Here is an 11824-nt window from a genome sequence, read left to right on the forward strand (position 1 = left end):
GTGTCTTACAGCTTGTTCAGCGGGATCTTGAGGTAACTCACGCCGTTTTCTTCAGGTTCCGGGAATTGCCCGCTACGCATGTTGATCTGCACCGAGGGCAGGATCAGCACAGGCATGTCGAGGGTCGCGTCACGAGCCTCGCGCATACGGACGAAGTCATCCTCACTGACGCCTTCGCGAATATGGATGTTCTCGGCACGTTGCTCGGCCACGGTGGTGACATGGCGCAGCTCACGCCCCCCGGGCAGGTAGTCGTGGCACATGAACAGCCGGGTCTGGTCAGGGAAGGCCAGCAGGCGCCGGATCGAGTGGTACAGGGTACGAGCGCTGGCGCCGGGGAAGTCGCAACGGGCGGTGCCGTAGTCAGGGGTGAACAATGTGTCGCCAACGAATACCGCGATCTCGCCGGTGTCCTCGACCATGTAGCTCATGCAGGCAGGGGTATGCCCTGGGGTATGCAGCGCTCGGGCATGGAGGTTGCCAATGCGGAAGCCTTCTTCATCCACGAGCAGCACATCGAACTGGCTGCCGTCACGCGCGAAACCAGGCTCGGCATTGAACAAGGTGCCAAAGACTTTCTGCACTTGAGTGATCTGCGCGCCAATAGCGATGCTGCCGCCCAGCTTTTCCTTGAGGTAAGCCGCTGCAGACAGATGGTCGGCATGCACATGGGTATCCAGGATCCACTGCACCTTGGCGCCCAATGCCTCGACCCGGGCAATCAGCTTGTCCGCCGAAGCTGTGCAGGTTCGGCCGGATTTGGGGTCGTAATCCAGCACGCTATCGATCAGCGCGCACTGGCGTGTCTCGCCATCCATGACCAGGTAGCTGATGGTCCAGGTCGCTTTGTCGAAGAACTCTTCAACGTGAAGGTTGTTGCCAATGATCATTGCACTCTCCAGTTATCCACCGGGCCTCCTTGAAGGCTTAGGCAGTGGAAGGGGCTTTATCAAGATACATGCCAGCCTTTCGGACCAGCCGCTTTCCCCTGTAGGCACGGCCTTGTAGCGCGGTGGGCTGCGCAGCAGCCCCATGTCAGCCAGGCAAAAGTGACAGTCCGCGTGGCAGTCGACTGTCAGCCAATGGCAGTGTTTGGCAGTCCTTGCTACGCTCGCCAGGTCTTTCACCTGGTGCTGTCATGCTTACCGCTACTCATCCCGCGATCCTCGCGCTGGTGTCCTACCTCGAACACGATGTGCTGCCGAGTATCATCCTGGACACTGACTACAACATCCTCGCCGCCAATGCGGCCTATCGTCGTCAGTTCGGCAGCGCTGACCAGGCACCAGTGGGCGAGAAATGCCACCGGGTGTCCCATCACTACGCAGTGCCTTGTGACCAGGCCGGAGAACATTGCCCGCTGCGCAAGTCGCTGGACAGCAAGGTGCCGGAACGTGTGCTGCATATCCATCACACCCCTCGCGGCCCCGAACATGTGGATGTGGAACTGCGACCAATCCTCGACGAACAGGGCAGGGTGGTTGCCTTTGTCGAGCGCCTGGCCAGCGTGACCCTGGCGTCGGCGCAACCCCAGCAGCAAGGTCTGGTTGGCCGGGCCCCCGCATTCAAGAGCGCTGTCGCCAGCCTGCAGCGCGCAGCCCCGGCGCAGATCCCGGTCCTGCTGCAAGGTGAGTCCGGTACCGGAAAGGAGCTGTTCGCCCGCGCCTTGCACCTGGGCAGCCCACGCGCCAATGGCCCACTGGTGGTGGTGGATTGCACCGGGCTGACCGAGTCGCTGTTCGAGAGTGAGTTGTTCGGCTACGAGAAGGGCGCTTTCACCGGTGCGACACAGCGCAAGATCGGCCTGGCTGAAGCCGCCCATGGCGGCACCCTGTTCCTCGATGAAATTGGCGAAGTTCCGCTGGCGATGCAGGTCAAGCTACTGCGCTTGATCGAGTCGGGCAGCTTCCGCCCAGTGGGAAGCACGCGCACGGTTCACTCCGACTTCCGACTGGTCTCGGCGACCCACAAGCCACTGAAAGAGATGGCCGCTGCCGGCACGTTCCGCGAAGACCTGTACTACCGCATCAGCGGCTTCCCCATCCGCCTGCCAGCACTGCGCGAGCGGGTAGAGGATCTTTCGTTGTTATGCGAAAGCCTGTTGCAGCGAATGGCCGGCAAGCAATCACCGACCATGACTACCGAAGCGCTCGAGCATCTGCGCCGGCACTCATTCCCAGGCAACATCCGCGAACTGCGCAACATCCTCGAGCGCGCCCGGCTATTTGCCGATGATGGGCAGATACGCCCAGAACATCTGCCGGAAGATATCCGCCCCATGACCCAGTCATCAGCACTACGTCCTCGTGGTCGCAACGAAATGGCCGACCTGGCGCTGGCGCTGGAAACTTTCCGTGGCTCGCGCAGTGAACTGGCCGAACACCTGGGGCTGAGTGAGCGCACCTTGTATCGGCGGTTGAAAGCGCTGGGGCTTTAGTTCCACGTGGAACACTCACGGTACTTTCCGATGGGCAAAAAAAAGCCAGTACCTGAGTACTGGCTTTTTTGCTTCGGCTGATCAGAAGTCCAGGTTGGCGACCGACAGCGCGTTGCTTTCGATGAAGTCACGACGTGGTTCCACGGCGTCACCCATCAGGGTGTTGAACAGCTGGTCGGCGGCAATCGCGTCTTCGATGGTGACCTTGAGCATGCGGCGCACAGTCGGGTCCATGGTGGTTTCCCACAGCTGATCCGGATTCATCTCACCCAGCCCTTTGTATCGCTGGATGGTGTGGCGCTTGGTGCTCTCGTTCATCAGCCAGTCGAGGCCTTCCTTGAACTCGGTAACCGCCTTGCGACGTTCGCCACGCTGCACGTAGGCACCCTCACCCAGCAAGGTACCGAGCTTGGCACCCAGGGTGACGACAGAGCGATAGTCGTTGCTGCCGAAGAACTCGCGGTTGAAGGTGACGTAGCTGGCCAGGCCGTGGGAGGTGATTTCCACTTCCGGCAACCAGACATTGCGTTCCTTGTCTTCGCGCAGGCTGGCGGCATAGGTCAGGCCCGACTTCTGGCTGTTGTTCAAGCGCTCCTGGAACTTGGCCAGCCAGGCTTGCATTGCACCGTGATCGGCCAACTGCTCCTGGGTGACTTCCGGCAGGTAGATGAAGTGCTCGGTCAGCTCTTCCGGGTACAGGCGCGACAGACGCTTGAGCGTCTTCATCACGCCGCGGAACTCGTTGACCAACGCTTCGAGCTGAACGCCGGAAACCGCAGGTGCCGACTCGTCCAGGTGCAGGCTGGCGTCTTCCAGGGCCGACTGGGTCATGTACTCTTCCATGGCCTCGTCGTCCTTGATGTACTGCTCTTGCTTGCCTTTCTTCACCTTGTACAGCGGTGGCTGGGCGATATAGATGTAGCCACGCTCGACCAGCTCCGGCAACTGACGGAAGAAGAAGGTCAGCAGCAGGGTACGGATGTGCGAACCGTCAACGTCAGCATCGGTCATGATGATGATGTTGTGATAACGCAGCTTGTCGATGTTGTACTCTTCGCGACCGATACCACAGCCCAGGGCAGTGATCAGCGTGCCGACCTCCTGGGAAGAGATCATCTTGTCGAAACGTGCCTTCTCGACGTTGAGGATCTTACCCTTGAGCGGCAGGATCGCCTGGGTGCGACGGTTACGGCCTTGCTTGGCCGAACCACCTGCGGAGTCACCCTCCACCAGGTACAGTTCGGACAGGGCAGGGTCCTTCTCCTGGCAGTCCGCCAGCTTGCCCGGCAGACCGGCAATGTCCAGCGCGCCTTTGCGACGGGTCATCTCGCGAGCCTTGCGCGCCGCTTCACGGGCACGGGCTGCATCGATCATCTTGCCGACCACAGCCTTGGCTTCGTTGGGGTTCTCCAACAGGAAGTCGGCGAAGTACTTGTTCATTTCCTGTTCCACGGCGGTCTTCACCTCCGAGGAAACCAGCTTGTCCTTGGTCTGCGAGCTGAACTTCGGATCAGGCACCTTGACCGAAATGATCGCGGTCAAACCTTCACGGGCATCGTCACCGGTGGTGGCGACCTTGTTCTTCTTGGCCAGACCTTCCTGCTCGATGTAGCTGTTCAAGCTACGGGTCAGCGAGGAACGGAAGCCAACCAGGTGGGTACCACCATCGCGCTGCGGAATGTTGTTGGTGAAGCACAGCAGGTTTTCGTTGAAGCTGTCGTTCCACTGCAGGGCGACTTCGACACCCACGCCATCGTCGCGCTGGACGTTGAAGTGGAAGACCTGGGAGTTGACCGGGGTCTTGTTGGTGTTCAGGTATTCAACGAACGCGCGCAGGCCGCCTTCGTAGCGGAAGAACTCTTCCTTGCCAGTGCGCTCGTCCTTCAGCAGGATGCCGACGCCGGAGTTCAGGAACGACAGTTCGCGAATACGCTTGGCGAGAATGTCCCAGCTGAAGTGGATGTTCTTGAAGGTTTCGGCCGATGGCTTGAAATGGATATGGGTACCGGTGGTTTCACTGTCACCGACCACAGCCATGGGCGCTTGTGGAACACCGTGCACATAGGTCTGTTCCCAGATCTTGCCGCTACGGCGTACGGTGAGCACCAGCTTCTCGGACAGGGCGTTCACCACCGACACACCCACGCCGTGCAGGCCGCCAGAGACCTTGTAGGAGTTGTCGTCGAACTTACCGCCAGCGTGCAGCACGGTCATGATGACCTCGGCTGCCGATACGCCTTCTTCCTTGTGTACGTCGACCGGAATACCGCGGCCGTTGTCACGGACGCTGATGGACTCGTCAGGGTGAATGATGACGGTGATGTCATCGCAGTGCCCGGCCAGGGCTTCGTCGATCGAGTTGTCGACCACCTCGAACACCATGTGGTGCAGGCCGCTGCCGTCATCGGTGTCGCCAATGTACATGCCGGGACGTTTGCGTACGGCATCCAGCCCTTTCAGCACTTTGATGCTGGAGGAGTCGTACGTTTGATTTTCGCTCATGCCTTCACTCCCGATGGTCGTGGGTCTGGGTGATACGGCCCTGTTCCACGTGGAACAAAGCGACTGGCGTTTCCGTCTGCCAGCCTTCCCTCAGAAATTCGTGGTCTACACAGGTGATGAACACCTGGCAGTTCAATTCTTCAAGCAAGCGGCACAGGGCTCGGCGGTGCTGATCATCCAGTTCGGAGGGCAGGTCATCCACCAGATAAATACACTGGCCGCGGCGCACCTGGCTGACCAGATGCCCCTGGGCGATACGCAGGGCACACACCACCAGCTTTTGCTGGCCCCGTGAGAGGATGTCAGCGGCGTTGTTGGCACCCAGACGTAGGCGCAGATCAGCCCGCTGTGGTCCGGCCTGGGTATGGCCCATCTGCTGATCGCGAAGGAGAGAGGTCGCGAGGACTTCGTTGAGTTCCCGGTCCTTGTCCCAGCCTCGGTAGTAGCTCAGGGTCAACCCGTCCAGCTCGACCAGTTCGCTCAGGGTTCGCTCGAAGACGGGCTTCAAGGCCTTGATGTAGTTGCGACGGTATTCATCTATTTCCGCACTGGCGAGGCAAAGCTCCCGGTCCCAGGCGGCTTGCGAAACGGCGTCCAGTGTACCATGCCGCAGCCATGAGTTCCGCTGCCGCAGGGCCTTCTGCAGGCGTTGCCAAGTGGCCATGAAGCGCGGTTCCACGTGGAACACACCCCAGTCCAGAAACTGTCGGCGGACTTTCGGCGCACCTTCGAGCAGCCTGAAGCTGTCCGGGTTGATCAGTTGCAACGGCAGCATCTCGGCCAACTGAGCCGCGCTGCGAGCATTCTGCCCATCGATGCGAATGGTAAATTCACCCTGGCGCTCCCGAGAAACACCGAGGTTGCTGGTGCCGCCTTCAGCCAACTCGACCTGGCCGAAGACCGTGCAGGTTGCCTGTTCGTACTGGATCACCGGGTTCAACCGGGTACTGCGGAACGAACGCGCCAACCCAAGCAGGTGCACGGCTTCCAGCACGCTGGTCTTGCCGCTGCCATTGGCGCCGTAAAGGATGTTGATGCGGGGGGAGGGAGAGAGGGTCACCGGGTGCAGATTGCGCACCGCGGTGACCGAAAGACGTCGAAGGGACATGTCGCCTGCTACAGGTTACAGACGCATCGGCATGACAACGTAGGACGAGTCGTCATTGCCTGCTTCCTGCAGCAAGGCGCTGCTGTTGGAGTCCGACAGAATCAGGCGAACCTGTTCGGTAGTCATGACCCCCAGCACGTCCAGCAGGTAGCTGACGTTGAAGCCAATCTCCAGCGAGCTGCCATCGTAGTCGACACTGATCTCTTCTTCCGCCTCTTCCTGCTCCGGGTTGTTGGCCTGGATTTTCAGTTGGCCGGCGGCCAGTTGCAGACGGATGCCGCGGTATTTCTCGTTGGACAGGATCGCGGTACGGCTGAACGCTTCGCGCAGGGCCTGGCGATCGCCAAGCACCAGCTTGTCGCCACCCTTTGGCAGCACGCGCTCGTAGTCCGGGAACTTGCCGTCGACCAGCTTGGAGGTGAAGGTGAACTCACCGGTGGTGGCGCGAATATGGTGCTGACCCAGGACGATGCTGACCATACCTTCCGGCTCGGTCAGCAGGCGCGCCAGCTCGAGGATACCCTTGCGCGGCACGATCACCTGGTGACGCTCGGCCTGGCCGATCGGGGCCTGCATGGCGCACAGGGCCAGGCGATGGCCATCGGTGGCGACGGCGCGCAGGGTGTCGGTGGAGACTTCCAGCAGCATGCCGTTGAGGTAATAGCGCACGTCCTGCTGGGCCATGGCGAAGCTGGTGCGCTCGATCAGACGGCGCAACTTGCTCTGTTCCAGGTTGCAGGTCAGCGAGCCTGGGCCTTCTTCCACGGTCGGGAAATCGTTGGCCGGCAGGGTCGACAGGGTGAAGCGGCTACGGCCGGCCTTGACCAGCAGCTTCTGCTCGTCGACCTTGATGTCGATCAGCACGTCGCTGGGCAGGCTCTTGCAGATGTCCATCAGCTTGCGCGCGGGTACGGTGATCTCGCCCGACTCGGCCGGCTCATCAAGTTGTACACGGCCAACCAGCTCGACTTCCAGGTCGGTGCCGGTCAACGACAGTTGCTGGCCTTGCACGACCAGCAGCACGTTCGACAGGACCGGCAAGGTCTGGCGGCGCTCGACGACGCCTGCGACCAGTTGCAGGGGTTTCAACAGGGCTTCGCGTTGAATGGTGAAATGCATGGTCTAGTCCCTTGCCTTCAATTAGCTGCGCAGACGGCCATCAGGTCGTCAGCGTGCGCAGCAGGTTCTTGTAGTCCTCGCGGATGTCCGCGTCGGATTCCTTCAATTCGTTGATCTTGCGGCAGGCGTGCAGCACGGTGGTATGGTCGCGGCCGCCGAACATGTCGCCGATCTCCGGCAGACTGTGGTTGGTCAGCTCTTTCGACAATGCCATGGCCACCTGGCGCGGGCGCGCGACAGAGCGCGAACGGCGCTTGGACAACAGATCGGCGATCTTGATCTTGTAGTACTCGGCCACGGTGCGCTGGATGTTATCCACACTCACCAGTTTGTCCTGCAGCGCCAACAAGTCTTTCAGCGATTCGCGAATCAATTCGATGGTGATGTCACGGCCCATGAAGTGCGAGTGAGCGATCACCCGCTTCAGGGCGCCTTCGAGCTCACGCACATTGGAGCGGATACGCTGGGCGATGAAGAACGCTGCATCATGTGGCAGCTCGACCTTGGCCTGGTCGGCCTTCTTCATCAGGATCGCGACCCGGGTTTCCAGCTCCGGTGGCTCGACAGCCACGGTCAGGCCCCAGCCGAAGCGCGACTTCAGGCGCTCTTCCAGGCCTTCGATTTCCTTCGGATAGCGGTCACTGGTGAGGATCACCTGCTGACCGCCCTCGAGCAGGGCATTGAAGGTGTGGAAAAACTCTTCCTGGGAACGCTCCTTGCGGGCGAAGAACTGGATGTCGTCGATCAGCAACGCGTCGACCGAACGATAGAAGCGCTTGAACTCGTTGATCGCGTTCAACTGCAAGGCCTTGACCATGTCGGCGACGAAACGCTCCGAATGCAGGTAGACCACCTTCGCGTTCGGGTTCTTCTTGAGCAGGTGGTTACCCACAGCATGCATCAAGTGCGTCTTACCCAGGCCCACGCCGCCATAAAGGAAGAGAGGGTTGTAGCCATGCTTGGGATTGTCTGCGACTTGCCAGGCCGCCGCGCGGGCCAGCTGGTTCGACTTGCCTTCGACGAAGGTTTCGAAGGTGAAGGTGCGGTTCAGGTAGCTGGTGTGCTTGAGCGCGCCTTCGACCTGCACCGTGCGTGCTTCGGTGCGACCACTGACGGCAGGGGCCGCCGGTGTTTCGCCCATGCTGTCGAAACTGTCGCGTGAGGCGGCTTCTTCAATCTCGCCCTGCACCGGCTCGGCCACGGGTTCTCCCACCGGCACGCTGACAACAGGCGCGATCGGCTGCTGGGGCTGCGTCTGTTGTGCCAACGTCGCAGCCACTGCGGCACTGACTGGTGCGTTGGGAGCGGCACGCGGCGCGGAGCTGCGACGGCTGCCTATTAATAGAGAGAGCGCGGGGGGGAGGCCATTGCCGTTCTCACCCAGCAGTTCGAGCAGGCGACCCAAGTACTTTTCATTGACCCAATCGAGGACGAAGCGGTTAGGCGCATAGACGCGCAACTCGTCGCCTTCGGCTTCGACCTGTAGCGGACGGATCCAGGTGTTGAATTGCTGGGCAGGCAGTTCATCGCGCAGAAGCTCCACGCACTGCTGCCAAAGTTCCACTGACACGGATATCCCCTGAGTTGAAAGCCGGATGAGGCAAAAACAAACCGCCATTGTACCGGGCGGGCGAGCAGTTATCCACACGTGGAGGTACTAGAGGACGAGGCATACACGCCAAAAAACGACGTAAACAGCATCAATGTATGTGAATAAGCCCTGTGGATAAACGCCATTGAGGGCTATGCACAACCCTGGGCTCAGCTCTGTGGATAAATCAGCTGTGGATAAGGTGCCATTCTCTACACAGCTTTTGCGCATGTCCCACACAGAGAGAACACCTGTTACCGACAAGGTTTCGAATCTCTGTACATGGCGCAGATCAAGGCCTAAAGGCAGTTATCCACAGAAGGTTATCCACTTAAGCTTTATAAGTTCTTCAGAAAAGCTTTTTATATGCCTCTTTCTTTTTTCATGTTGATGTCTCTCTGTCTGGTCCATCAAGCAAAACCTGGCAACAGATCGATCCTGACCTTCCATAAGGAAAGGCTGGTTGGAAATTGACCTATTGGCTTGCTTTCTCTAGAATCGCCGATCTCTTAAAAAGGGGGCCATTCCGGCCCGTTGTCGACAAACCCAGGTAACACGCCATGAAACGTACTTTCCAACCAAGCACCATCAAGCGCGCACGCACCCACGGTTTCCGTGCCCGTATGGCCACCAAGAACGGCCGCGCTGTTCTGTCGCGTCGTCGTGCCAAAGGCCGTAAGCGTCTGGCAATTTGATTTTTCGGCACAGGTGGTGAGTCAGGACTTCAGTCGGGAAAAGCGACTGCTTACACCCCGACACTTCAAAGCGGTCTTCGACTCCCCAACCGGCAAGGTTCCAGGGAAAAACCTGCTTATCCTTGCCCGCGAGAATGGCCTCGATCATCCGCGCCTCGGCCTGGTGATCGGCAAGAAGAGCGTCAAGCTCGCCGTTCAGCGCAATCGCCTGAAACGCCTGATGCGCGATTCGTTTCGCCTGAACCAGCAGCTGTTGGCTGGTCTGGACATCGTGATCGTCGCGCGCAAGGGGTTGGGCGAAGTAGAAAACCCAGAATTGCACCAACACTTTGGCAAGCTCTGGAAGCGACTGGTCCGCAGTCGGCCCTCTCCAGCGGTCAATGCCGATCCCGCAGGGGTAGACAGTCACGATGCGTAAACTGGCACTCGTTCCGATCCAGTTCTACCGTTACGCCATCAGTCCACTGATGGCCAGTCACTGTCGTTTCTATCCCAGCTGTTCCTGTTACGCGTATGAAGCCATCGAAACCCATGGCCTCTTGCGTGGTGGGTGGCTGGCCGTTCGTCGCCTGGGGCGTTGTCATCCGTGGAACGACGGCGGTTTCGACCCCGTTCCACCAGCTCCTTCCTCCCGAACTTCTTCGATAGCCGAGTAATCATGGATATTAAACGCACGATCCTGATCGTCGCCCTGGCAATCGTGTCCTACGTCATGGTCCTCAAGTGGAACCAGGACTACGGCCAGGCTGCCCTGCCGACTCAGAATACTGCTGCCAGCCACGCTGCCCCGGCCCTGCCGGATACCGTGCCGGCCGGCAATTCCGGCGCCAGCGCCGATGTGCCGAGCGCCAATGCCGAATCCAGCCCTGCGGAACTTGCACCGGTCGCGGTCAGCAAGGACCTGATCCGGATCAAGACCGATGTCCTGGACCTGGCTATCGACCCAGTCGGTGGTGACATCGTCCAGCTGACCCTGCCCAAGTACCCACGTCGCCAGGACCATCCGGACATTCCGTTCCAGTTGTTCGACAACGGTGGCGAGCGTGTCTACCTGGCACAAAGCGGCCTGACCGGAGCCAACGGCCCGGACGCCCGCGCCACCGGTCGCCCGCTGTATGCCGCCGAACAGAAGAGCTTCCAACTGGCCGATGGCCAGGACCAGATGGTCGTCGACCTGAAGTTCAGTGAACACGGCGTCAACTACATCAAGCGCTTCAGCTTCAAGCGCGGTGAGTACGACCTGACGGTCAGCTACCTGATCGACAACCAGAGCGACCAGGCCTGGACTGGCAACATGTTTGCCCAGCTCAAGCGTGACGCCAGCTCTGACCCGTCGTCGAGCACCGCTACCGGCACCGCTACCTACCTGGGTGCCGCCCTGTGGACAGCTTCCGAGCCGTACAAGAAAGTGTCGATGAAAGACATCGACAAGGGCAGCCTGAAGGAAAACGTCACCGGTGGTTGGGTCGCCTGGCTGCAGCACTACTTCGTGACCGCATGGATCCCGAGCAAGTCGGACAACAACGCCGTCCAGACTCGCAAGGACAGCCAGGGCAACTACATCATCGGCTACACCGGCCCGGCCCTGAACGTGCCTGCCGGTGGCAAGGTCGAGACCAGCGCCATGCTGTACGCCGGTCCGAAGATCCAGTCCAAGCTCAAGGAGCTGTCCCCTGGCCTGGAACTGACCGTCGACTACGGCTTCCTGTGGTTCATCGCCCAGCCGATCTTCTGGCTGCTGCAACATATCCACAGCCTGCTGGGCAACTGGGGCTGGTCGATCATCGTCCTGACCATGCTCATCAAGGGCCTGTTCTTCCCGTTGTCGGCCGCCAGCTATCGTTCGATGGCGCGCATGCGTGCCGTGGCGCCGAAGCTCGCTGCGCTGAAGGAACGCTTCGGTGACGATCGCCAGAAGATGTCCCAGGCGATGATGGAGCTGTACAAGAAAGAGAAGATCAATCCACTGGGCGGCTGCCTGCCGATCCTGGTGCAGATGCCGGTCTTCCTGTCGCTGTACTGGGTACTGCTGGAAAGCGTCGAGATGCGCCAGGCACCATGGATGCTGTGGATCACCGACCTGTCGATCAAGGATCCGTTCTTCATCCTGCCGATCATCATGGGTGCCACCATGTTCATCCAGCAGCGCCTGAACCCGACTCCGCCGGATCCGATGCAGGCGAAGGTCATGAAAATGATGCCGATCATCTTCACCTTCTTCTTCCTGTGGTTCCCGGCTGGTCTGGTGCTGTACTGGGTTGTGAACAACTGCCTGTCGATCGCACAGCAGTGGTACATCACCCGCAGCATCGAGGCAGCGACCAAGAAAGCTGCCGCTTGACGGGCAACCTGGTTTGCCTGTGAATAAAAAC

The 11824-nt window shown here is 59.9% G+C and carries 10 protein-coding genes; 5 read left to right on the plus strand and 5 right to left on the minus strand.

All coding sequences use genetic code 11. From position 1 onward, the window contains the following. Positions 1-5: 5 nt before the first annotated feature. Positions 6-890, minus strand: a complete 885-nt coding sequence (locus F3J43_RS19620) for an MBL fold metallo-hydrolase (protein WP_166890620.1) — start codon at positions 888-890, stop codon at positions 6-8. Positions 891-1138: 248 nt separating this feature from the next. On the opposite strand from F3J43_RS19620, the gene F3J43_RS19625 reads away from it, so the two are divergent. Further along, positions 1139-2437, plus strand: coding sequence for a sigma-54 interaction domain-containing protein (locus tag F3J43_RS19625; RefSeq protein ID WP_166890623.1), 1299 nt, complete (start codon positions 1139-1141; stop codon positions 2435-2437). 81 nt (positions 2438-2518) lie between these two features. Here the strand turns inward: F3J43_RS19625 and gyrB are convergent, their stop codons facing one another. From gyrB to dnaA, 4 genes are read right to left on the minus strand one after another with little or no spacing between them, the layout of a single operon-like run. After that, entirely contained in the window at positions 2519-4939 is a 2421-nt protein-coding gene (gyrB, locus tag F3J43_RS19630; RefSeq protein ID WP_166890626.1) for a DNA topoisomerase (ATP-hydrolyzing) subunit B, read from the minus strand. A gap of 4 nt (positions 4940-4943) precedes the next feature. Beyond that, entirely contained in the window at positions 4944-6047 is a 1104-nt protein-coding gene (recF, locus tag F3J43_RS19635; protein ID WP_166890629.1) for a DNA replication/repair protein RecF, read from the minus strand. A gap of 15 nt (positions 6048-6062) precedes the next feature. Beyond that, positions 6063-7166: a DNA polymerase III subunit beta gene (gene dnaN, locus F3J43_RS19640; RefSeq protein ID WP_166890632.1), complete on the minus strand. Its 1104-nt coding sequence runs from the start codon at positions 7164-7166 to the stop codon at positions 6063-6065. Positions 7167-7206: 40 nt separating this feature from the next. Beyond that, positions 7207-8736: a chromosomal replication initiator protein DnaA gene (dnaA, locus tag F3J43_RS19645; RefSeq protein WP_166890635.1), complete on the minus strand. Its 1530-nt coding sequence runs from the start codon at positions 8734-8736 to the stop codon at positions 7207-7209. Positions 8737-9317: 581 nt separating this feature from the next. Between dnaA and rpmH the strand changes: the two genes are divergently transcribed. The 4 genes from rpmH to yidC are packed head-to-tail and all read left to right on the plus strand — an operon-like array spanning position 9318 to position 11793. Then, positions 9318-9452 carry a 50S ribosomal protein L34 gene (rpmH, locus tag F3J43_RS19650; protein WP_003253163.1) on the plus strand — a complete coding sequence of 45 codons (135 nt, stop codon included), beginning with the start codon at positions 9318-9320 and terminating at the stop codon, positions 9450-9452. Between the two features lie 16 nt (positions 9453-9468). After that, entirely contained in the window at positions 9469-9870 is a 402-nt protein-coding gene (gene rnpA / locus F3J43_RS19655; RefSeq protein WP_353618260.1) for a ribonuclease P protein component, read from the plus strand. Between the two features lie 49 nt (positions 9871-9919). After that, positions 9920-10108 carry a membrane protein insertion efficiency factor YidD gene (yidD, locus tag F3J43_RS19660; RefSeq protein ID WP_502706621.1) on the plus strand — a complete coding sequence of 63 codons (189 nt, stop codon included), beginning with the start codon at positions 9920-9922 and terminating at the stop codon, positions 10106-10108. A 2-nt stretch (positions 10109-10110) separates the two neighbouring features. Beyond that, complete coding sequence (gene yidC / locus F3J43_RS19665) at positions 10111-11793, plus strand: membrane protein insertase YidC (RefSeq protein ID WP_166890641.1); 1683 nt, start codon at positions 10111-10113, stop codon at positions 11791-11793. Positions 11794-11824 lie beyond the last annotated feature (31 nt).

It is taken from the genome of Pantoea sp. Cy-639 (genome assembly GCF_011752525.1).
GTDB lineage: Bacteria > Pseudomonadota > Gammaproteobacteria > Pseudomonadales > Pseudomonadaceae > Aquipseudomonas.